The 21689-nt window shown below is 73.0% G+C and carries 21 protein-coding genes; 13 read left to right on the forward strand and 8 right to left on the reverse strand.

The window, feature by feature from the left end; genetic code table 11:
- Positions 1 to 2: 2 nt before the first annotated feature.
- Complete coding sequence (locus tag ABD369_RS22765) at positions 3 to 2639, forward strand: flippase-like domain-containing protein (protein WP_425557732.1); 2637 nt, start codon at positions 3 to 5, stop codon at positions 2637 to 2639.
- Between the two features lie 79 nt (positions 2640 to 2718).
- On the opposite strand, the gene moeZ is transcribed toward ABD369_RS22765, so the two are convergent.
- From moeZ to ABD369_RS22790, 5 genes are all read right to left on the reverse strand, one after another.
- Positions 2719 to 3897 carry an adenylyltransferase/sulfurtransferase MoeZ gene (moeZ, locus tag ABD369_RS22770; protein WP_344638350.1) on the reverse strand — a complete coding sequence of 393 codons (1179 nt, stop codon included), beginning with the start codon at positions 3895 to 3897 and terminating at the stop codon, positions 2719 to 2721.
- A gap of 181 nt (positions 3898 to 4078) precedes the next feature.
- Positions 4079 to 5041, reverse strand: a complete 963-nt coding sequence (locus ABD369_RS22775; RefSeq protein WP_344638351.1) for an NAD-dependent epimerase/dehydratase family protein — start codon at positions 5039 to 5041, stop codon at positions 4079 to 4081.
- A gap of 83 nt (positions 5042 to 5124) precedes the next feature.
- A complete protein-coding gene (locus ABD369_RS22780) occupies positions 5125 to 5478 on the reverse strand; it encodes a hypothetical protein (protein WP_344638352.1) in 354 nt (117 codons plus the stop codon).
- 104 nt (positions 5479 to 5582) lie between these two features.
- Positions 5583 to 5732, reverse strand: a complete 150-nt coding sequence (locus ABD369_RS22785; RefSeq protein WP_344638353.1) for a hypothetical protein — start codon at positions 5730 to 5732, stop codon at positions 5583 to 5585.
- A 505-nt stretch (positions 5733 to 6237) separates the two neighbouring features.
- Positions 6238 to 7146, reverse strand: coding sequence for an alpha/beta fold hydrolase (locus ABD369_RS22790; protein WP_344638354.1), 909 nt, complete (start codon positions 7144 to 7146; stop codon positions 6238 to 6240).
- Between the two features lie 268 nt (positions 7147 to 7414).
- Between ABD369_RS22790 and ABD369_RS22795 the strand changes: the two genes are divergently transcribed.
- The 3 genes from ABD369_RS22795 to ABD369_RS22805 all read left to right on the forward strand — a co-directional run bounded on the left by ABD369_RS22795 (position 7415) and on the right by ABD369_RS22805 (position 8885).
- Positions 7415 to 8071: a TetR/AcrR family transcriptional regulator gene (locus ABD369_RS22795; protein ID WP_344638355.1), complete on the forward strand. Its 657-nt coding sequence runs from the start codon at positions 7415 to 7417 to the stop codon at positions 8069 to 8071.
- Positions 8072 to 8211: 140 nt separating this feature from the next.
- Positions 8212 to 8439 carry a DUF3107 domain-containing protein gene (locus ABD369_RS22800; RefSeq protein ID WP_344638356.1) on the forward strand — a complete coding sequence of 76 codons (228 nt, stop codon included), beginning with the start codon at positions 8212 to 8214 and terminating at the stop codon, positions 8437 to 8439.
- A gap of 170 nt (positions 8440 to 8609) precedes the next feature.
- The gene (locus ABD369_RS22805; RefSeq protein WP_344638357.1) at positions 8610 to 8885 is read left to right on the forward strand and encodes a hypothetical protein; all 276 of its coding nucleotides are present in this window, start codon (positions 8610 to 8612) and stop codon (positions 8883 to 8885) included.
- A gap of 65 nt (positions 8886 to 8950) precedes the next feature.
- On the opposite strand, the gene ABD369_RS22810 is transcribed toward ABD369_RS22805, so the two are convergent.
- Complete coding sequence (locus tag ABD369_RS22810) at positions 8951 to 9679, reverse strand: ferritin-like fold-containing protein (protein WP_344638358.1); 729 nt, start codon at positions 9677 to 9679, stop codon at positions 8951 to 8953.
- Between the two features lie 754 nt (positions 9680 to 10433).
- Here ABD369_RS22810 and ABD369_RS22815 point away from each other — a divergent pair.
- From ABD369_RS22815 to ABD369_RS22835, 5 genes are all read left to right on the forward strand, one after another.
- Positions 10434 to 12077: a DEAD/DEAH box helicase gene (locus ABD369_RS22815; RefSeq protein WP_344638359.1), complete on the forward strand. Its 1644-nt coding sequence runs from the start codon at positions 10434 to 10436 to the stop codon at positions 12075 to 12077.
- A 166-nt stretch (positions 12078 to 12243) separates the two neighbouring features.
- On the forward strand, positions 12244 to 13113 hold the full coding sequence (locus ABD369_RS22820) for an alpha/beta fold hydrolase (protein ID WP_344638360.1): 870 nt from the start codon (positions 12244 to 12246) through the stop codon (positions 13111 to 13113).
- Between the two features lie 314 nt (positions 13114 to 13427).
- The gene (locus ABD369_RS22825; protein ID WP_344638361.1) at positions 13428 to 13574 is read left to right on the forward strand and encodes a hypothetical protein; all 147 of its coding nucleotides are present in this window, start codon (positions 13428 to 13430) and stop codon (positions 13572 to 13574) included.
- A gap of 315 nt (positions 13575 to 13889) precedes the next feature.
- The gene (locus tag ABD369_RS22830) at positions 13890 to 14528 is read left to right on the forward strand and encodes a DUF6758 family protein (protein ID WP_344638362.1); all 639 of its coding nucleotides are present in this window, start codon (positions 13890 to 13892) and stop codon (positions 14526 to 14528) included.
- Positions 14529 to 14691: 163 nt separating this feature from the next.
- Positions 14692 to 15540, forward strand: a complete 849-nt coding sequence (locus ABD369_RS22835) for a PHP domain-containing protein (protein ID WP_344638404.1) — start codon at positions 14692 to 14694, stop codon at positions 15538 to 15540.
- Positions 15541 to 15622: 82 nt separating this feature from the next.
- Here ABD369_RS22835 and ABD369_RS22840 read toward each other — a convergent pair whose 3' ends face one another.
- On the reverse strand, positions 15623 to 16273 hold the full coding sequence (locus ABD369_RS22840) for a suppressor of fused domain protein (RefSeq protein WP_344638363.1): 651 nt from the start codon (positions 16271 to 16273) through the stop codon (positions 15623 to 15625).
- A 408-nt stretch (positions 16274 to 16681) separates the two neighbouring features.
- Here ABD369_RS22840 and corA point away from each other — a divergent pair, with 408 nt between their 5' ends.
- Positions 16682 to 17797, forward strand: coding sequence for a magnesium/cobalt transporter CorA (gene corA / locus ABD369_RS22845; RefSeq protein ID WP_344638364.1), 1116 nt, complete (start codon positions 16682 to 16684; stop codon positions 17795 to 17797).
- Between the two features lie 34 nt (positions 17798 to 17831).
- Here the strand turns inward: corA and ABD369_RS22850 are convergent, their stop codons facing one another.
- A complete protein-coding gene (locus ABD369_RS22850) occupies positions 17832 to 18767 on the reverse strand; it encodes a DMT family transporter (protein ID WP_425557733.1) in 936 nt (311 codons plus the stop codon).
- Positions 18768 to 18892: 125 nt separating this feature from the next.
- Between ABD369_RS22850 and ABD369_RS22855 the strand changes: the two genes are divergently transcribed.
- The 3 genes from ABD369_RS22855 to ABD369_RS22865 all read left to right on the forward strand — a co-directional run bounded on the left by ABD369_RS22855 (position 18893) and on the right by ABD369_RS22865 (position 21645).
- Positions 18893 to 19429, forward strand: a complete 537-nt coding sequence (locus tag ABD369_RS22855; RefSeq protein ID WP_344638365.1) for a pyridoxamine 5'-phosphate oxidase family protein — start codon at positions 18893 to 18895, stop codon at positions 19427 to 19429.
- 274 nt (positions 19430 to 19703) lie between these two features.
- The gene (locus ABD369_RS22860) at positions 19704 to 21002 is read left to right on the forward strand and encodes a magnesium transporter MgtE N-terminal domain-containing protein (RefSeq protein WP_344638366.1); all 1299 of its coding nucleotides are present in this window, start codon (positions 19704 to 19706) and stop codon (positions 21000 to 21002) included.
- Positions 20992 to 21645 (forward strand): DUF1003 domain-containing protein, encoded by a 654-nt coding sequence (locus tag ABD369_RS22865; RefSeq protein ID WP_344638367.1) that lies wholly within the window; start codon positions 20992 to 20994, stop codon positions 21643 to 21645. Before ABD369_RS22860 ends, ABD369_RS22865 begins: the two co-directional genes overlap by 11 nt.
- The last annotated feature ends 44 nt before the right edge of the window (positions 21646 to 21689 follow it).

Below are 21689 nucleotides of genomic sequence, written 5' to 3' on the forward strand. Positions count from 1 at the left end.
AGATGACCGGGACGGCAGGCGTGGACGTGGACAGGGGCTCCGAGGGGCCCGCCACCGGCCACTCCCGCGCAGCTTCGGGGAAGGTCCCGTCGCGACGGCCGGCACCGCAGAGACGGGTGTCGTTGATCAAGGGGGAGAAGCACGTGCGGGAGGGCGAGCCGGGACGCAGCATGCTCGCCGTCGACGAGCCGCTGCTCGCTGCCCGCGCGCACCGGCCGTCCGACCTGATCCGGTTCCTCGCCGGGCTCGCGGGCATCGTGGCGCTCTTCCTGGTGGCTCGTTTCGCCATCTCGACCACCACGGGCCTGGAGAACGACATCTCCGTCAACGCCCACCGCATCCCGAGCGTGATGAGCACCATCGCCGCCCTGGTCTCCAGCGTGGCGGTGCTCGCCGTGCCGCTGGCCTTCGCGGTGGAACGGCTGATCAAACGCGACGGCCTGCGGGTCGCCGACGGCGTGCTCGCCTCCGTGCTCTCCTACGGGGTCTCGCTCGGCGTGGACTGGTACGTCGCGGCCGGCGCTCCGATGGCGATCCGGGACGCACTCACCCAGCTGCCGCCGGGCGGCGGGCAGACCCTGACCGACCCGGTGCACGGCTATCTGGCCCCGGTGATCGCCTACATGACGGCGGTCGGCATGTCGAGCCGCCCGCGCTGGCGGGTGGCGCTCTGGGTGGTGGTCGTCCTCAGCGGCCTGACCGAGCTGGTCAGCGGCTACACCACGCTGCTCTCACTGATCCTGACGGTGCTGATCGGCTGGTCCGTGGCGTACGGCACCCTGTACGCGATCGGCTCGCCGAACATCCGCCCCACCGGCCAGCACCTGCTGATCGGCCTGCGGAAGGTCGGTTTCGCGCCGGCGGGCGCGGTCCGGGCCCCCGACGCCCCCGGCGGCACCCGCCGCTACTACGTCCAACAGCAGGACGGCCCGGAGCTGGACGTCCACATCATCGACCGCGAGCAGCAGGCCTCCGGCTTCTTCTACCGGGCCTGGCGGCGGCTGCGGCTGCGCTCGGTGGCCGTCCGGCGCAGCCCGCAGTCGCTGCGCCAGGCGCTGGAGCAGGAGGCTCTGATCGCCTACGCGGCAGCCGCCTCCGGCGCGGTCTCGCCGCAGTTGGTGGCCACCTCCGAGCTCGGGCCGGACGCCGCGATCCTGGTCTACGAGAAGATCTCGGGGCCGACCCTGGACGAGCTGGCGGACGAGGAGATCACCGACCAGGTGATGGCCTCGCTCTGGGAGTCGGTCGGCGCGCTGCACGAGCGGCGGATCGCCCACCGCAGGCTCACCGGCGAGTCGATGCTGGTGGTGGACGGGAAGACCGGCTGCCTGGTGAACCTCTCCGGCGGGGACATCGCCGCCGGTGACCTGGCACTGCGGATCGACGTCGCCCAGTTGGTCACCACCTTCGCGCTGCGGGTCGGCCCGGAGCGCACGGTGGCCGTCGCCAACCGGGTGCTGGGTGCCGACAAGGTCGCCGCCGCGCTGCCGCTGCTCCAGCCGGTCGGGATGAGCCGCTCCACCAGGGTCGACCTGAAGCGACTCACCAAGGAGCGCAAGGCCGCCGCCCAGGCGCTGGCGCTGGAACAGGTCGCGGCGGGCGAGCGGACGCAAGCGCAGGCCGAGGAGGACATCGCGGCCGCCGGCGAGGACCTGCTGAGCCGGATCCGCGGCCAGATCCTGCAGATCGCGCCCGAGGCCCCGATGGCCCCGGCGAAGCTGGAGCGGCTCAAGCCGAAGACCCTGATCATGGTCATCGCGCTGACCTTCGCCGCGTACCTGGCGCTGACCACCATCCAGCCCGCGCAGCTCAAGCTCTCCCACATGAACTGGGTCTGGGCTGCGGTCGCGCTGGCCGCCGCCGCGGCCAGCTACGGCGCCGCGGCGATGAGCCTGACCGGCTTCGTACCGGAGCGGCTGCCGTTCGGGCGGACGGTGGCCGCACAACTGGCCGGGTCCTTCGTCAAGCTGGTGGCGCCGGCCGCGATCGGCGGCATCGCGCTGAACACCCGCTACCTGCAGAAGGCGGGTATCCGCTCGGGACAGGCGGTGGCGAGTGTCGGCGCCTCCCAGCTGGCCGGGCTCGGCGGACACCTGCTGCTGCTGTTCAGCTTCGGCCTGATCACCGGCACCCAGACCAGCGGCGATCTCGGCGCCTCCCGGGCGGTGATCATCGGCGTGCTGACGGCCGCCGTGCTGGCGCTGGTGGTCGCGGCGGTGGCGCCGCTGCGGCGGTTCGTGGTGACCCGGGTCCGCTCGCTGTTCTTCGGCGTGGTCCCCCGGATGCTCGACCTGATGCAGACGCCGCGCAAGCTGATCACCGGCTTCGGCGGCATCCTGCTGCTCACCCTGAGCTTCACCGCCTGCCTGAACGCCTCGATCCAGGCCTTCGGCGGGACGCTGAGCTTCTCGGTGGTGGCCGTGGTCTTCCTGACCGCCAACGCGGCCGGATCCGCGATCCCGACCCCGGGCGGCATCGGCCCGGTCGAGATCGCGCTGATCGGTGCCCTCACGGTGGCCGGCGTCTCCCCGACCGTCGCCACCCCGGCGGTCTTCCTCTACCGCCTGCTGACCTTCTGGCTGCCGGTGCTGCCGGGCTGGATCGCGTACAACGTCCTCCAGCGCAAGAACGCGCTCTGATCAACCGGTCGTCCCTGCGCACCGGCGGCGGCGCCGGGACCGCACGCCGACCGTGCCCCGCTGGGGAACGGAGGGCGACTCAGTACGTCGGCTTGTGCGGCTCGATCTGGCTGACCCAGCCGATCACGCCGCCGCCCAGGTGGACCGCGTCGGCGAAGCCGGCAGACTTCAGCACGGCCAGCACCTCGGCCGAGCGGACACCGGTCTTGCAGTGCAGGACGATCTTCTTGTCCTGGGGCAGCGTCTCCAGCGCGGCGCCCATCAGGAACTCGCCCTTGGGGATCAGCCTGGCGCCCGGGATGTTGACGATCTCGTACTCGTTGATCTCGCGGACATCGATGATCTCGATGTTCTCGCCGCTGTCGATCCACTCCTTGAGCTGCTTGGAGGTGATCGTCGAACCGGCCGCGGCCTCCTGGGCCTCCTCCGAGACGGCACCGCAGAAGGACTCGTAGTCGATCAGCTCGGTGACGGTCGGGTTCTCACCGCAGACGGCGCAGTTCGGGTCCTTGCGGACCTTGACCTGGCGGTAGGTCATCTCCAGGGCGTCGTAGATCATCAGGCGGCCGACCAGCGGGTCGCCGACGCCGGCGAGCAGCTTGATCGCCTCGGTGACCTGGATCGAGCCGATGGACGCGCAGAGCACGCCCAGCACGCCGCCCTCGGCGCAGGAGGGGACCATGCCCGGCGGCGGGGCCTCCGGGTAGAGGCAGCGGTAGCAGGGGCCGTGCTCGGCCCAGAAGACGCTGGCCTGGCCGTCGAAGCGGTAGATGGAGCCCCAGACGTACGGCTTGCCGAGCAGCACCGCGGCGTCGTTCACCAGGTAGCGGGTGGCGAAGTTGTCCGTGCCGTCCACGATCAGGTCGTAGCCGGAGAAGATCTCCATGACGTTGTCGTTGTCGAGACGCTCGTCGTGGAGGATCACGTTGACGTACGGGTTGATCTCCTTGACCGAGTCCCGCGCCGACTCGCCCTTGGAGCGGCCGATGTCGGACTGGCCGTGGATGATCTGGCGCTGGAGGTTCGACTCGTCGACGACGTCGAACTCGACGATGCCGAGCGTGCCGACACCGGCCGCGGCCAGGTACATCAGGGCGGGCGAGCCGAGGCCGCCGGCGCCGACGCACAGCACCTTGGCGTTCTTCAGCCGCTTCTGCCCCGCCATCCCGACATCCGGAATGATCAGGTGACGGGAGTACCGGCGGACCTCGTCAACGGTGAGCTCGGCGGCCGGCTCAACCAGGGGTGGCAGCGACACGTGGACTCCGATGGTCGTCAGTTCTGTACAGCTTTCGATTCCGCTTAAGCCAACAGTGTCACGCCGGGCCACTATTCCGAGACAGCATGTCCGACTGGCGAGACGGGCACCGCCGGATGGTGGACTGGCCGCCGAGGACCGTCCGGCGCCACCACCGTTGCCGGACACGCCTTGTGCACGGTCAGACCCGGCAGGCCGTCTCCAGCCAGATGTCACCCAGGGACTCCTCCAGCGGCACCAGTGCCCGCCATCCGAGACGGTCCCTGGCGGTCCGCACATCGGCCTGCCGCCACTGCACCGGCTCCAGCACCGGACGGGCCTCCACCGGCCGGTACGGCTCGGCGGCCCGGTGGCCGGGGTCTGCCGCGCTCTGGCTCGGCACCAGCACCTGGCGGGCATCCTCGCTGATGGAGCCATCGAAACCGGCGGCCCTGACCAGCAGCTGGGCCGCGTCCCGGGCTCGGACCGCATGGCCGGTACCGACGTTGATCACGCCGGTGGCGGCCGAGACCGCCGCCGCCTGGATCGCCCTGGCGACGTCCCGGACATCCACGAAATCCCGGTATCCGGACAGGTCCGGCATCCGCACCTGCCGCTCGTCCTGCTCCAGCGCCCGGCGCAGCCCCTCGGCGAGCCGCCCGAACAGCGAGGCCGTCGGCGACCCCGGGCCGACCACGTCGAAGACCCGCAGCACCGCCGCGTCCAGCCCCGAGGAGACCACCAGTTCCGTCCCCGCGAGCTTGGACACCCCGTACGGGCCGACCGGCCGCGGCTCGGCACCCTCCGGGATCGGCACGCCCGAGGGCATCGGACCGTACTCGGCCGCCGACCCGACGTGCACCAGCCTGGCGGGCTCCCGGCTGCGCCGGATCGCCTCGCACACGGTGGCGACCGCGAGGGTGTTCGCCCTGATCAGGGTCCGCGAGGAGCCGTAGGTGGCCCCGGCGCAGTTGATCACCACCTGCGGGACCACCGCGTCCAGGAACCTGGCCAGCGCCCCGGGACTGCCCGCCGTCAGGTCGAAGCGGATGTCGGCCGAGTCGCGGCGGCCGAGCACGGTCACCTGGAGTTCGTCGTCGGCCATCAGACGGTCGGCGACCCGGCGGCCGATGAAACCGTCGGCCCCCAGCAGCAGCACCCTCATCGGGGGTGTCCTTCCACGACGCCGCCCCTCGCGGGCACGGCAGGTTACGGGTGTTAAGTCGGTCGAGTACGGACGGGGCCGGTTCAGAGCGGCGGAGCGGCCGGCCGGTACCCCCCGGGACGGCCGAGCACCGCCCAGGCGCAAGGCGGCAGCAGCGCGGACACCCGGCCCACTGCGGCGGCCGGCAGGCCCGCCCCGGCAGCGGGTCCCGGATCGAGCGCGGCCAGGACTGCGAGCGCCGCGAAGGAGAGCACGGCCGGCAGCGCCGGGTGCAGACCGATCGCGACCAGCAGTACGGGACGCGTCCGGGCGCGGAAGGCGGCCGCCGTGCCTGTCGGGCCCGGTCCCGGCCCGGCCCCCGCCAAGCCGGCCGCGATGGCCAGCGGGGCGACCGTCTGCTCGCAGACGGACCGATGGCGCTCGGTCAGCTCCCGCACCGGGCCCCCCGACCGGGCCTGAACCGACGGGTGCTCCCGGCCGGCCGCCGCCCCCGGCCGCACCTCCGCCGCCGGGGGCGGTAACGGCTCCTCATGGCGGCCCATCAGACCGCCTCCGCCAGTGCGCCCGGCTCCGCCGGGCCCGTCACCACCCGGATCCGGTCGAGGTGCGCGCCGCAGCGCTGCTGCCATCGCCGGCCGCACTCGCTGCCGGGGGTGAGCTCGGCGGCCTGCCGGTACGTTTCCTCAGCCAACAGCCGATCGCACCAACCCTCCTCGGTACGCCGCGTGTCCGGGCGGGTGCCCTCGGTGAGCGGAGCGACGCGCACGACAACCTCCAGAGCAGGGCGATCGGGGCCGGACGGCTGCCGGCGGCAGGCCGGACCTGGACCCGCCGAGCCCGCCCCGCCGCGGGATCCGGTACCCGGCGGCCCGGCGCTCGGCGGAAGCGCGACACTCCGGGAGGGCAGCACCCGCTACGGGCCCGGCACGCTCGACCGTTGGCCCGCACAGCCGCCCCGCGGGGCACCGGCGGCTGCTACTCCCCCACACCTGTTCGGTCCGACACCACGAAGGTAGAACCAGACCCCGGCCCCTCCTCGGTCACCCGCCCGGTTGCCACCTGAACGAGTGAACCCACGTGACCTCCACCGGCGCAGCACGTTTCGGCCCGGCAACCTGCCCTCGGGCGGTGCCCCGCTCGCGCCGCCCCGGCCGGACGCGTCGCTCCCCGCGCCCCGCGGGTTCCGCGCGGCGCGGTCAGATCTCCGCGAGCAGCTCCCGGACCGCCCGCGCCACCGGCTCCGGGTGCTCCATCATCGCCACGTGCCCGGAGTCCGGCAGCACCAGCAGCCGCGCGTCGGCGAAGGCCGCGCAGGCCCGCCGCGCCGACCGGTACGAGACCAGCTTGTCCTTCAGCCCGTACACCAGCAGCACCGGCGCCTTCACCTGCTCGGCCTGCCGCCACAGCGCCTGGTCGCCGCGCTCGGTGTAGGCGGAGACGATCCCGCGCGCCGAGCCGACCATCGCCTGCATCGCGTACGGGACGCCGAGCCGCCGCCGGTACTCGTTCACCGCGCGCTCCCGCCGCCCGGCCGGTACCGCGACCGGGTCGCCGTAGACCAGGTCGAGGAAGCCGTCGGTGGCCTGCTCGGGGGTGCGGCGGCCGGCCGGGGTGCGCCGGAGCAGCGCGGGCACGCCGGGCACCGCGAGCAGGCCGGTCGGCCATGCGGTGCGCTGCGGCGGCAGCTCGGGCAGGGCGGGCGAGATCAGGGTGAGGCTGCGCACCAGGTCGGGACGGAGTGCCGCCAGCCGGACGGCCACCGCGCCGCCCAGCGAGTTGCCGAACAGGTGCACCGGCCCGCGCCCGGACGCCTCCAGGTAGCCGATCACCGCCCGGACGTGACCGGAGACGGAGAGGTTGCCGTCCTGCGGCGGCCCGGAGTGGCCGAAGCCCGGCAGGTCCAGGGCCTCACCGGAGACCTGGTCGGCGAGGGCCGCCATGAGGTCGGTCCAGTTGTCGGCGGAGCCGCCCAGTCCGTGGACGAAGAGCGCGGGCGGCAGGCCCGCGCTGTGGGGCGAGGGCCCGCTCACCGAGAGGACCGCCCCGGGAACCGCGACGGTACGGACCGGCGCGACCTCGGACCCAACCTGCTGCTCAGCGCTCATGGAGGACGATGGTAGGGGGATCGGATTATCCGGAACCAGGCCCCCACCCCCGCCGAACAGTTCCATCTCGCCCTCTGGACAGCGCGGCCCGGCGCCGTATTGTGGGCTCCCGTTGTGGGCGCCCACCAAGGCTTTCCTGCGCTTTTCTCGCCTGCACCAGGGGCAGATCCCATTACTCAAAAGTAGAATCAGTGACCTTGCCAGCTATACCCGGCACACCGTCCACCCGATGGGCGCGCTGCCGCAGACCGTCAAGTGAGGAGCGCCCGTGACGGCCATCCAGGAGGCGCAGGAGCGCCCGCGCGGTGCCCGCCTGCCGCGAAGCGCCCGCCGTGAACAACTGCTCGGTGCCGCGCAGGAGGTGTTCGTCGCCCACGGCTACCACGCCGCGGCCATGGACGACATCGCCGACCGCGCCGGGGTCAGCAAGCCGGTGCTGTACCAGCACTTCCCGGGGAAGCTGGAGCTCTACCTCGCACTGCTGGACAAGCACTGCGACGCCCTGGTGGAGGCCACCCGCCAGGCACTCTCCGCGACCACCGACAACAAGCAGCGGGTCGCCGCGACCATGGAGGCGTACTTCAACTACGTCTCCAGTGAGTCCGGGGCGTTCCGGCTGGTCTTCGAGTCCGACCTGACCAACGAGCCGGCCGTGCGCGAGCGGGTCGAGCGGGCCTCGGACGCCAGCGCGACACTGGTCAGCAAGGTGATCGCGGAGGACACCGACCTGCCGGAGGCGGAGTCCAAGCTGCTCGCCGCCGGAGTCTGCGGCCTGGCCCAGATCACCGCCCGCTACTGGCTCTCGCAGGGGCTGGAGATCCCCCGTGACGAGGCCGTCCGGCTGGTGGCCAGCCTGGCCTGGCGCGGCCTGAAGGGCTTCCCGATGCATCCGGGCGAGCAGACCAGGGAGGCGTCCGCCGGCTGAGCGGGCACCCGGGCGATCCCCGGACCTTCGACCTGCGGCGGTGCCGGTGCTCTAAGGTGAAGCCGTACGGCGCGATCACCACGAACACACGTTCTAATGGCCCGCGCATGGATGGCTGCAACCCTGGAGGGAAGGAAGCCGTGGAGGTCAAGATCGGCGTGCAGAACGCGCCCCGCGAGATCGTTCTTGAGAGCTCGCAGTCCGCCGACGAGGTCGAGAGCGCGGTCGCCAAGGCACTGGAGGGCACCTCGAAGGTCTTCTCGCTGGCCGACGAGCACGGCCGCCGCGTCATCGTCCCGGCCGACCGCCTGGCCTACGTCGAGATCGGCGAGCCGAGCACGCGCAAGGTCGGTTTCGGCACCGTCTGAGGCGGTCACCGCCGCAGGGCTCCGCGGCGTTGCCCCGCTCCTCCTCGTGAGGGGCGGGGCAACGCCGTTTTCATCCGGTGCGCGTACCGTCGGCGGCGACCGGGTATGCCGAACCGGAACCCCGTGCGCACCTTGTGCCGCGCGCCCTGATCGGCCCCGGGAGGCAGCCCGTGCTCGTCGAGTCGTTCGCCTTCGTGCTCATCGGACTGGCCGTCGGGGCCGGAGCGCTGACCCTGCTGCCCGAGTACTTCCCGGCGGCACGGAGCCTGACGGTCGGCACCGGAGTGGTGGCGGCCCTGCTGTCCGGGCTGATCTCCCGGTTCACGCTCGACGCCGGGCTGCCCGCCCTCTCACTGGCGATCTCGGCGATCGGCTCCGCCCTGCTGGTCTCGGTGCTGGCGCGCCCCGAGCCCGCCGCCGAACACGGCCGCCACCGCCACGCCTGAGCGGGCCGCGCGGCCCCGCCTCCGTGAAGACCGCTCCGTACCGCCCGGGGCCGCGCCGCCCCGGTTCAGGAGGCGAGCCCCAGGGCGGCCATCCGCCTGGTGTGGGCCTCGGTGATCCGGGTGAACATCTTGCCGACCTCGACCAGGTCGAAGCCCTGCACCTGCGCGCCGCCGACCAGCAGGTTGGAGAGCGCGTCCCGCTCGGCGACCACCCGCTGCGCCTGGCTGAGCGCCTCGCCCATCAGTCGCCGGCCCCAGAGCGCCAGCCGCCCGCCGACCCGGCCGTCCGCTTCGATCGCCTGCCGCACCCGGTCCACGGCGAACTGCGCGTACCCGGTGTCCGCCATCACCCGCAGCACCAGCTCGCGGGTGTCGTCGTCCAGCCGGACCGCCACCTCGCGGTAGAAGTCGCTGGCGATCGAGTCGCCGACGTACGCCTTGACCAGGCCCTCCAGCCAGTCCGAGGGGGCCGTCATCCGGTGGAAGGACTCCAGCGGCTCGACGAAGGGGCTCATCACCTCGGTCGGGTCCGCACCGATCTCCACCAGGCGGTCGTGCAGCAGCTGGTAGTGCTGGAACTCGGCGGAGGCCATCCTGGCCAGCGCGGCCTTGTCGGCGAGGCCGGGGGCGAACTTGGCGTCCTCGGCGAGCCGCTCGAAGGCGCTCAGCTCGCCGTACGCGAGCGCGCCGAGCAGGTCGAGCACGGCCGCCCGGTAGCCCGGGTCCGCCGCGCAGGCCGTCCAGTCCCCGATCGAACCGATCGGGCGCTCGGCCCCGGGTTCCTGAGTCTCCATCAGTCCTCGCTTCTCGATGCCCCGTTGTACAGTCGGGACTCTGCCACAGCGCGGCGGCCCGGGCCCGGCCGCCGAGAGCCCGCGTCGGTCGGGCGATCCGGCGGCACCCGGCCCACCAGGGGCAGAGTCACGGCTCGCCACCCTAGACCGGCCGGCCGCCGCCGCCCGACACCGCAGACCAGCGCGGCTGCCGCGTTAGCCGCGTCACGTGTTCGAGTGGTCGCCGGACTGTATGGTTGGTGGCGAGGCTTGGTGTATTCGCGCGGTCCGCCACCCACGGCAGGCCGCGCAGACGTACTCCGTGCGGCACCGAGCACTCACGTACGCGGATGCCCGGTCGGAGAGCCGATCGGCTCCGACCTTGGCTTGGACTTCAAGCCTTGGCACCGCATCAGTGGCCGAGCGAGGGCCGTTGCGGACCGCGCCGTACGGCGAAGGTCCCGCGCCCGGCTCCTCACGGGAACCCTCCCCCACGCCGCCGGATGACGCGCCCGCCACCGGGCCGCGCGAGCCGGCAGGCCGCAGGGGCAGGCGCGGTTGTGCGTCCCGCGGCTGCGGCAGGGCCTGACAGGCCCGCGAGCAGCCGTGCGGCTGCCCGCCCCGCCTCTCGCTCTCGGCCCCACCACATGGAAGAGGCAGCACCCTGTCCACCACCGTTGAACACAAGACCACCTTCCGGGAGCTGGGGATCCTCCCGGAGACCGCCGAGGCCCTGGAGTCCGTCGGCATCGTCCACCCCTTCCCCATCCAGGAGATGACCCTGCCGGTCGCGCTGACCGGGCACGACGTCATCGGCCAGGCCAAGACCGGCACCGGCAAGACCCTCGGCTTCGGCCTCCCGCTGATCGAGCGGGTCGTGGTCCACGCCGACGTCGACGCCGGCCGCGCCACCGAGGAGCAGCTCTCCGACAGCCCGCAGGCACTGATCGTGGTGCCGACCCGCGAGCTGTGCACCCAGGTCACCAACGACCTCCAGACGGCCGGCAAGGTCCGCAACGTCCGCGTGCTCGCGGTGTACGGCGGCCGGGCGTACGAGCCCCAGGTGGAGGCGCTCAAGAAGGGCGTCGACATCGTGGTCGGCACCCCGGGCCGGCTGCTCGACCTGGCGGGCCAGCGCAAGCTGGACCTGTCGAAGGTCCGCGCGCTGGTCCTCGACGAGGCCGACGAGATGCTCGACCTGGGCTTCCTTCCGGACGTCGAGAAGATCATCACCATGCTGCCGGCCAAGCGGCAGACCCTGCTCTTCTCGGCCACCATGCCGGGCCAGGTGATCAACCTCGCCCGCCGGTACATGAGCCAGCCCACCCACATCCGGGCCGCCGCGCCGGACGACACCGGCACCACCGTGGCCAACATCGAGCAGCACGTCTTCCGTGCCCACTCGCTCGACAAGGTCGAGATGGTCTCGCGCATCCTGCAGGCCGAGGGCCGCGGTCTGTGCATGATCTTCTGCCGCACCAAGCGGACCGCCGCCGACGTCTCCGAGCAGCTGACCAGGCGCGGCTTCGCAGCCGGCGCGGTCCACGGCGACCTCGGCCAGGGCGCCCGCGAGCAGGCCCTGCGGGCCTTCCGCAACGGCAAGGTCGACGTCCTGGTCTGCACTGACGTCGCCGCCCGCGGCATCGACGTCGAAGGCGTCACCCACGTCATCAACTACCAGTGCCCCGAGGACGAGAAGACCTACCTGCACCGGATCGGCCGCACCGGCCGCGCCGGGGCCTCCGGCACCGCCGTCACGCTGGTCGACTGGGACGACATCCCGCGCTGGCAGCTGATCAACAAGGCGCTGGACCTGCCGTTCAACGAGCCGGAGGAGACCTACTCCACCTCGGCCCACCTGTACGAGTTGCTGAAGATCACCCCGGGGACCAGTGGTGTCCTGCCGCGCTCCGAGCGGACCCGGGCGGGCCTGAACGCGGAGGAGGTCGAGGACCTCGGCGAGACCGGCGGACGCGGTTCGCGCTCCGGCCGCTCGCGGGGCGGGCGCACGGCTGCGGCCGCCGAGGAGGCCCCGGCCGAGCGCCCGGCGCGTACGCCCAGGCAGCGTCGCCGGACCCGTGGCGGCGTGAGCGCCGAGGTGGCGCCGAACGCCGCCGGGGCCGCGGCTCCGGCCGAGACCGAGGCTGCGGCTCCGACCGACGCTCCGGCCGCGGTCCTCTCGGACACCGCCGCCGGCGAGGGCACGGCCGAGGCTCCGCGCCGGCGCCGTCGGCGCACGCGCAGCGCGGCGAGCGGTGAGGCCGGAACTGAGGCCGCGGCGGCCGTGGAGGCCGTGGAGGCCGGCGCCGCGACGGACGAGGCCGGCGAGGCGGAGGCCGGGCAGGCCCCGCGCCGCGCCCGTACGCGCACCCGCACCCGCCGCTCCGCCGTGACCCCCGAGGCCGCCCCGGAGAGCTGAACCACCCCGGACGGGCGGGCCTGGTCCTCGCGACCCGGCCCGCCCGTCGGCTTTCTCCCCGGCGCGCCGGATGGTTCCCCGGACGCCTTGCGGATTCCCGCCCGCTCCGGAAGTCTCCGTGAGTGGCTAAGCTCGGGGTAGTTGTGGCTACCGAGGAGTAGGGCCGATGAGCACGCCGCCGTTCCTGACGCTTCCCGGCTGCGTCCGGGCGCTTCGACTGGAGACCGCCCGAGGCGCCTTCGCCGCGCTCGAGGCGCTGCCCCGGACGGGGGCGGTACGCGGGACGGCGCTACTGGTGCCCGGGTTCACCGGCAGCAAGGAGGACTTCATCGCGCTGCTGGAGCCGCTGGCCACGGCCGGCTACCGGGTGCTCGCGGTGGACCAGCGCGGCCAGTACGAGACCGGCGGCCCGGTCGATCCGGCCGCGTACCGGATCGACGAGCTGGCCGGCGACGTCCTCGCGCTCTCGGCGGAACTCGCCGGCGACGGGCCGCTGCACCTGCTCGGGCACTCCTTCGGCGGCCAGGTGGCCCGCCAGGCCGTGCTCGCGGCGGCGGACGGGCGGCGGGAGCTGCCGTGGCGTTCGCTGACGCTGCTCGCCACCGGTCCCGGCGCGATCGCGCCGGACGAGGCGGCCAGGACCAGGCTGCTGATCGACGCCCTGGGGACGATGGACCTGGAGTCGATCTGGCAGGTCATGCGCCGGATGGATCAGGACAAGGGCGTCCCCGCTCCCCGCCCGGAGATCTCGGACTTCCTGCACCGCCGCTGGCTGGCGAACGTCCCGCAGGCGCTGGTCTCGATGGGCGGCCACCTGGTCGCCGCCCCGGACCTGGTCGCGGAGCTGGCCGCCACCGGACTGCCCCGACTGGTGGTCTCGGGAGAGCAGGACTACGCCTGGCCGGTCGAGGAGCAGTCCCGGATGGCGGAGCGGCTGGCCGCCCGTCAGGTGGTGATCGCCGGCGCCGGGCACTCCCCCAACGCCGAGCAGCCGGCCGCGACGGCCGCCGCGCTGGCCGAGTTCTGGGCCGACTGATCCCTCGCCGCCGGGAAGCTGACGCCTGATCGGACGCCGCACCTCCGGCCGGCACCGTCCACCCGTGCCCACCTGGTCTGGACAACGCACGCGACAAATTTCGTTAGGTCGGGTAATATTTGATTCTGTCCGGGAACAGTCGCGTCCTGCCGCCCCGTTGACCTCGATGGCGCCAGTTCGCCCGAAACCAGGACTTCACGACCGGGCAATCACCCGGAAGCAGTGCCACGACACCGTGGTCCACACGCCGGAAACGGCACCCGTACGACAACCGAGCCGAATCGCCCCGAGCGGGCGGGGAAAGGGAGAGGCCCATGCGTTTTGAGATCCTCCGACTGGACGACACCCAGGGCACCGTCACCGACCGTCTGATCGCCGACGCGGACACCGTCCGCGAGTTCGTGGAGGCAGCCGCCCGCACCGGCGAACGCCTGTACATCCGACCGTGCAAGGCGGCCTGACCCACGCCGGACCGATCGAGGCCCCCGCCGAGGCCGCGTCCGACGTTCCGATACCGAACTGACGCCCGGTCACACTCCGGCCGCTTGAGCCCGAGTCGTCGACGGGGCGTCAGTGCGTTCGAGGCGCGGTCGATCCACCCGCTTCCGCTCCGATCCCAATGCCCGCTCCCGGCAGGACGTTTGCCGCCGCCCGTCACCGGACATCCACTCCCGGGGCAGCCGCCGACGCCGGCCACCCCTGGGGAGCAACGCGACGCACTCCGTACGGGTGATCGTCCTTGACGCGGCGCTCCGGAGGGAGGAGCGTTGTCCGCTATGAGGGGCGAGCCAAGCTGCCCGAGGTGCGGTGGTCGGGTCCGCGCGCCCGGCCTCTTCTCCGATACCTGGCAGTGCGACCAGCACGGTGCCGTGCATCCGATGCAGCCGGTGCTGCCCCCGAGCGTGGAGGCGCTGAGCGTGGCGGTGGCCCGCTCGCAGGTACCCGTCTGGCTGCCCTGGCCGCTGCCGGTCGGCTGGCTGTTCACCGGCATCGCCCATGCCGGGGACGACGTCTCGGGGGCCCGGGCCACCGCGGTGGCCTGCTCGGGGCCGGCGCCACTGGGCGGATTCGGCGAACTGGTGCTGATCGCGGAGGAGCTGGGGGTCGGCCTGGGTGCCCGGTACGCGGGCCTGCCGGGGCCGGATCCGGGCGACACGGTGTCGCTCTACAAACCCGCCGACGCCAAACTGCTCGCCGCCGGCCGGCCGACCCCGATGTTCCACGTCCCGGACGCCCCCGCCGACCGGGCGGTCTTCGTCGGCGAGGCGCGCGGGCTCTGGCTCTGGGCGATCGCCTGGCCCGAGCAGTCGGCGCTGATGATGTACGACGAACTGGTGCTCACCGATCTGCGGGACGCGGGCGCCGAGCTCGAACTGCTGCCGTGCGGGGCGCTCTCGCCCCGGCTGCTCGGCTGACATCCATAGGAACGTCCCGGGCAGGCGGGCGTTGCGGCAGGCGGGCGGGCCGGGAGCCGGCGGCCGCCAGGAGCCTGCAGGAGCCGAAGGCCCGTCGGGCGTCAACCGGCGCTGACTATCCTGGAGCGCACCCGTCCGCCCTGTTCCTGGAGTGTCGAAGACCGTGCGCATCGACCTGCACGCCCACAGCAACGCCTCCGACGGCACCGACTCCCCCGCCGAGCTGATCACCGCGGCGGTGGCGGCCGGGCTGGACGTGGTCGCGCTGACCGACCATGACACGGTGTCCGGGCACGCGGAGGCCGCCGAGGCCGTCCGGGGCACCGGGCTGACCCTGGTGCCGGGCGCCGAGCTGTCCTGCCAGGTGGACGGGATCAGCATGCATCTGCTGGCGTATCTGTTCGACCCCGCCGAGCCGGAGTTCGCCGCCGAGCGCGAGGTGGTCCGCACCGACCGGTTCAGGCGCGGACGGGCGATCGTGGAGCGCTGCCGGGAACTGGGCGCGCCGATCACCTGGGAGCAGGTGCAGCGGATCGCGGGCGCGGGTTCGGTGGGACGTCCGCACATCGCCAGCGCGCTGGTCGAGGCGGGCATAGTGCCGACCGTGTCGGACGCCTTCACCCCGGACTGGCTGGCCAACGGCGGCCGGGCGGACGTCCGCAAGCACGAGACCGACCCGGTGACGGCGGTCCGGCTGGTCAGGGCGGCGGGCGGGGTGCCGGTGTTCGCGCACCCCGGGGCGGTCAAGCGCGGACGTACCGTGTCCGAGCAGGTGATCGCCGATCTGGCCGCGGCCGGACTGGCCGCGCTGGAGGTGGACCACCTGGACCACGACGAGCACACCCGCGAGCGCCTGCGGGGCCTGGCCGCCGAGCTGGGCCTGCTGACCACCGGCTCCAGCGACTACCACGGCAGCCGCAAGGACGTGCGCCTCGGCGAGTACACCACCGCCCCCGAGGTGTACGAGGCGCTGGTGGCCCAGGCGACGGGGGCCCGGCCGATCACCGGCTGAAGCCCCGCGCGGGCGCGCGGGCCACCCGGCCGGCTCCCCGGTCCTCCACGCCCCGGGAGAGCGGCCCCCGCCTGACGGCGGATCAGTCGAGCGGCACACCGCGGCGGTGCGGATCACGGAGGTCGGTGCCGTGGCGCAGCCAGCGCTCCTGGAGGGCGTCGGCGCCCTGGACCCGCTTGAAGGCGGCCTCGTTGGGGGTCATCGGCAGCAGCGGCAGGAAGCGCACCGGGTCGGCGGGGTCGGGGAGTTCCAGGTCCGGGACCAGGCCGCCGGGTTCGGCGGCGAGGACGGAGGTGAAGGGGGCGCCCTCCCAGAGCGGGGAGCCGAGGTCGAGCGAACCACCCGGGGCCAGGACCAGGCCCTCGACCTGCGGGGTGGCGGCGAAGGTGGCCAGCGTGCGGAGTACGTCGTCGCGCCCCCCGCGGACGGTGAGCACCAACTCGACCCTGGGTCCGCGGACCGGATCGGCGACCACGGCGGTCGGGTCGGACATCGGTGCGGCGGACATGCCGAGAGTGGCGTACCTCACCAGTCCGTCCGCGTCGGGGCCGAAGCGCAGCACCTCGATCCGGTCCGTGCCGAGGAAGGTGACGGCCGCCCGGCCGCTGGATTCCCCGAAAGTCGCCAGCAGACGGGCCTCGACGGCCGCCAGCACCGCCTCGCGGGTCAGCTCGTCGGAGTCGTTCCCCGTGGGGTCGGTGGGGTCGCCGAATAGAGGGAAGTCGTGCGCCATGGCCAGACCTTAACGCCCGGCCGTGGAGCGGCGCTCGAACCCCCCGTCCCCGTCCACACGCCAGCTGTTAGTGTGGGCAGCTGGCCACCGGGGATCCTCTTCCCGGGGCGGCGGCATGAAGGAGGTGGTTGCGGTGGATACCAGCCGACCATGCAGTACCGGCAGCTCTGCCCGGCCGCCGCGCAGCCCTCACCGCACCCGCCGTTGATCGTTTCCCGATCCGGCAACTGAGGCGGCGTCACCCTCGGTCCGGCGAGCATCCTCCCCGGAGCCACGCGGTCCTCATCGCGCCCCAGCAAGGCGGCTGGACCGGCCGTGGGCCCGGAATCACCTGGTGTTTCTTCCACCGTCGCGCCCTCCGCCCGCCACCGGCCCGCCGTGCGACGGTTCCCGTCCGAGGAGCCTGCCATGTCGATGATCAACAGCCTGCGCGCCGCCGTCCGTCCACACCGCCGCCGGACCGAGGCCGACGGGTTCGACGCCCTCGACGGGCGCGCCGTCTCGGCCGTGGTGGACTGCGCGGTCTACCGGGACGGCAAGCGGTACGGCGAGACCTGCAGCCCGCGCGAGGCCGCGCAACGGGTGCGGCAGGGCAAGGAGACGGGTGCAGGATCGTTCAGCTGGATCGGGCTGCACGAGCCGACCGCGACCGAGTTCGAGGGCATCGCGCAGCGCTTCGGCCTGCACCCGCTGGCCGTCGAGGACGCGGTGCACGCGCACCAGCGCCCCAAGGTCGAGCGTTACGACGACGTGCTGTTCGCGGTGTTCAAGACCATCCGCTACGTGGAGCACGACCAGCTGACCCCGACCAGCGAGGTGGTCGAGACCGGCGAGCTGATGGTCTTCGTCGGCCCGGACTTCGTGATCACCGTCCGGCACGGCGGCCACAACTCGCTGCACGAGCTGCGGCACCGGCTGGAGACCGACCCGGACGGCTCCGGACTGCTCGGCCGCGGTCCGTCGGCCGTGCTGCACGCGATCGCCGACCAGGTGGTGGACAACTACCTGCTGGTCGCGGACCGGCTGCAGAACGACGTGGACGAGATCGAGTACGACGTCTTCGCCAACAAGGGTGGGCGCGGCGCCGACGTCGGCCGGCTGTACCAGCTCAAGCGCGAGGTACTGGAGTTCAAGCGCGCGGTGGCGCCGCTGCTGCGGCCGATGCAGCAGCTCTCCGAGCCGGTGCAGCGGCTGGTGGACCCGAACATCCAGAAGTACTTCCGGGACGTCGCCGACCACCTGGCCCGGGTCATCGAGCAGGTGCACGCCTTCGACGAGCTGCTCAACTCGCTGCTCCAGGCCAACCTGGCGCAGGTCTCGGTGGCGCAGAACGAGGACATGCGCAAGATCACCGCTTGGGCGGCGATCTTCGCCGTGCCCACCATGATCACCGGTGTGTACGGCATGAACTTCGAGAACATGCCCGAGTTGAAGAGCCAGTACGGGTATCCGGTGGTGCTCGGCGGGATCGTGCTGATCTGCATCGGGATGTACCGGGGCTTCAGGCGCAACGGCTGGCTGTAGCGGCGGCTCCGATGCTCCCCGGCCGCCTTCGGCGTCAGCCGGTGCGGCCGCCGCGGGCGACCAGGACCAGGCCGAGCAGGATCAGGGCGACGGCCGGGTAGGCGGCGGCCGGCGGCCACTGGCCCAGCCAGAGGGCCGCGATCAGGGCCGCGCCCGGGGTCTCCAGCAGGACGGCCGTGGAGGTGACCGACGGACCCAGGGTGCGCACCACCCGGTTGCTCAGCGAGTGCCCGAGCAGCTGCGCGGTCACCATCAGCAGCGCGATCTGCCACCACACCCCGGCCTGCCAACCGGCGAGCCGGGCGCCGGCCATCAGGCAGACGCCGAGCAGGACGGCGGAGGTGGTGGCGTAGCAGACCAGGGTGTACGCAGTGGTGCTGACCGTCCGCCGGACCTCGGCGCCCAACAGCACGTAGCCCGCGGCGGCCAGCCCCGCGCCGAGTGCCAGCGCATCGCCGAGCAGGGCCCGGGGGGAGAGCGACAGGTCCACGCCGGTCAGCACCAGCACCCCGGCGAAGGCCACCGTCGCACCGAGCCGGACCAGCCGCGGCGCCCGGTGGCCGGCCAGCCGCATCAGCAGGATCGTCCACAGCGGCGTGGTGGTGACCAGCGCGGTCGACGAGGCCACCGAGGTCATCCTCAGGCTGGGCATCCAGAGCGCGAAGTGCGCCGCGAGCAGCGCGCCCGCCGCCATCGCCAGCAGCAGTGGCCGCCGGCCGATGCCGCGCAGCTCGGCGCGGTGCCGCAGCAGCGCGTACGGGCCGAGCACTCCGACCGACATGACGTTGCGCCAGAGCGCGATCGCCAGTGCGGGGGCGGCGGTGGCGCTGATCAGCGGGGCGGAGAGCGAGATCCCACCGATGGAGATCGCGAGCAGCACCAGGTCCGGCTTGGGCAGCGGAGGGAGAGCGGCACCGGCCGGCCTCCGGGCGGCGGTGGACACCTCGGTGTCGGGCCTGGCGGCGGGCACGGCTCTCCTCCGGAGGGCGTCAGCGGACGGATCGGATCCAAACCTAAGCCCTGTGCCCGGTACCGGTGACCGCCGTTCCGACCGGTGGGACACCGTGCGGACACCCAGGCCGTACGCTGTGCGGCATGGAGCCTACGACGACCGCCGACGCCTTCTTCGACCGCGCGCTGTTGGAGGAGGCCGCGAAGAAGTCCGGCCTGCTCTGGGTGCGTGCCGAGGGGCAGCCGCACAGCCGGGCGCTCTGGCACGCGTGGCACGACGGCGCGGTGGTGGTGGTCGGCGACGGCGCCGAGCAGCCGCTGCACGGACTCGCCGCGGGTTCGACCGCAGCGGTGACGGTGCGCAGCAAGGACAAGTGGGGACGGCTGGTCGGCTGGACGGCCCAGGTCAGCGAGCTGGCGCCGGGGAGCGAGGGCTGGACGGGCGCGGTCGAGGAACTCAAGGGCAAGCGGCTGAACGCGCCCGACACCGAGGCCATCGGGGAGCGGTGGGCCCGCGAGTGCCGGGTGCTCCGGCTGGAGCCGTCCGGGCCGCTCGCCGAGCAGCCGGGGTCGATGCCGGACGGTTCGCACGCCGCGGCCCCGATGCCCTCGCCGGTGATCACCCGTCAGCCGATCCCGGCGGGACTGCCCAAGCTCCTGTTCAGGAGCCGGAAGCGCTGAGCCCGCCGGGGCCGCGCGGTACCGCGCGAGGACCCGTACCCGGCCGCCGGCGCGGCCGTCCGATCGGCCATGCGGCGCCCCCGGACGGTGCAGGAGTGGCTTGGATCCGCACGTGGGTGCATGGTTGGTCGCGCGGTTCCCCGCGCACCTCGAGCGCCCCCCGGCGGGCCTCCCCACGGCCTGCGGAAGCCCCCCGTCGGTCGGCGGGTTTCCGTTCGGATGGCACCGGTACCCTTGCGGCGAGCAGAGCGCAGCGGCCAGAGAGAGGGACTCCATGGCAGGACCAGGCAGCCGGGTGTTCATCTCGCACCTGTCCGGGATCGCGGTCTTCGACCCGAACGGCGACCAGGTCGGCCGGGTGCGGGATGTGGTGGTCTCGCTGCGGATAGGCGGGCGGCCGCCGAGGGTGCTCGGCCTGGTGGTCGAGGTGATCGGCCGGCGCCGGATCTTCCTCCCGATGACCAGGGTGACCAGCCTGGAGTCCGGGCAGGTGCTGACCACCGGTGTGATCAACATGCGGCGGTTCGAGCAGCGGCCGTCCGAGACCCTGGTCCTGGCCGAGTTGCTGGACCGCACGGTGACCTGGGCCAAGACCGGCGAGCAGGTCACCGTGCTGGACGTCGCGATGGTGCAGACCCGGGTGCGCGAGTGGGAGATCAGCAAGGTCTTCGTGCAGACCGGTAAGGTCACCCGACTGCGCAAGGCCAGGGGCGAGACGCTCACCCTGGACTGGTCGGCGGTGACCGGCTTCTCGCTGACCGAGGAGGGCCAGGGCGCGGCCAACCTGCTGGCCACCTTCGAGCAGCTGCGCCCGGCCGACCTGGCCAACGTGATGCACCACCTGTCGGCCAAGCGCCGTGCCGAGGTGGCCGCGGCGCTGGACGACGACCGGCTGGCCGACGTCCTGGAGGAGCTGCCCGAGGACGACCAGATCGAGATCATCGGCAAGCTCAAGGAGGAGCGCGCGGCCGACGTCCTGGAGGCGATGGACCCTGACGACGCCGCCGACCTGCTCTCCGACCTCCCCGAGGACGCGGCCGAGCGGCTGCTGGGGCTGATGGAGCCCGAGGAGGCGGCCTCGGTCCGCCGCCTGCTCTCCTACGAGGAGGACACCGCCGGCGGTCTGATGACCACCGAGCCGATCGTCCTGGAGCCGGACGCCACGGTGGCCGAGGCGCTGGCCCGGGTCCGGATCTCCGACCACAAGCCCGCCCTCGCCGCCCAGGTGTACGTCTGCCGCCCGCCGAACGAGACACCGACCGGCACGTACCTGGGGACGGTGCACTTCCAGCGGCTGCTGCGCGAGCCGCCCTACGTCCTGGTCGGCTCGATCGTGGACGACGACCTCGACCCGCTGCCGCCGGACACCCCGCTGCCGCTGGTCACCAGCTACCTCGCCGCGTACAACCTGGTCGCCGCTCCGGTGGTGGACGAGGACGACCACCTGCTGGGCGCGGTCACCGTCGACGACGTACTGGACCACCTGCTGCCGGACGACTGGCGCGAGGCGGCACTGCACGGCGGCGAGGCCCTGGAGAACGAGCACGAGAGGGAGGCCGCCGGTGGACGCTGACCGCAGGGGCAGACGGGACGAGGGTCGCAACCAGCGCCTCCAGGGCGACTTGCGCGAACTGCGCCAGCTGCGCGAACTGCGGGCCAGGGAGGGCGGCCGGCACTCGTCCAGGCCGGAGGGCACCGGCAGCAGCGCCGCCGCCCGCAGCCGGCTCGACCAGCCGCGCACCGGGCGCCCCGGCCTGGTCACCCTGCCCAGCTACGACCCGGAGGCCTTCGGCCGGCTCTCCGAGCGGATCGCCCGCTTCCTGGGCACCGGGCGGTTCATCGTCTGGATGACGGTGGTGATCGTCATCTGGGTCGCCTGGAACACCCTGCTGCCGCCGAACGTCCGCTTCGACCAGTACCCGTTCATCTTCCTGACCCTGGTGCTCTCGCTCCAGGCCTCCTACGCGGCGCCGCTGATCCTGCTCGCGCAGAACCGGCAGGACGACCGCGACCGGGTCAACATGGAGCAGGACCGGGCCCGCAGCGACCGGAACATCGCCGACACCGAGTACCTGACGCGCGAGGTCGCGGCCCTGCGCCACGGGCTCGGCGAGGTCGCCACCCGGGACTTCATCCGCTCCGAGCTCCAGTCGCTGCTCAAGGAGCTGGACGGCCAGCGCTTCGACGGCCAGCGGGAGTCCTCCGAGCTGCTGTGACCGGCAGCACGCTACTGGGGCGTCAACTACTTCGACGTTCGCCG

Source organism: Kitasatospora cystarginea, from assembly GCF_039533515.1.
GTDB lineage: Bacteria > Actinomycetota > Actinomycetes > Streptomycetales > Streptomycetaceae > Kitasatospora > Kitasatospora cystarginea.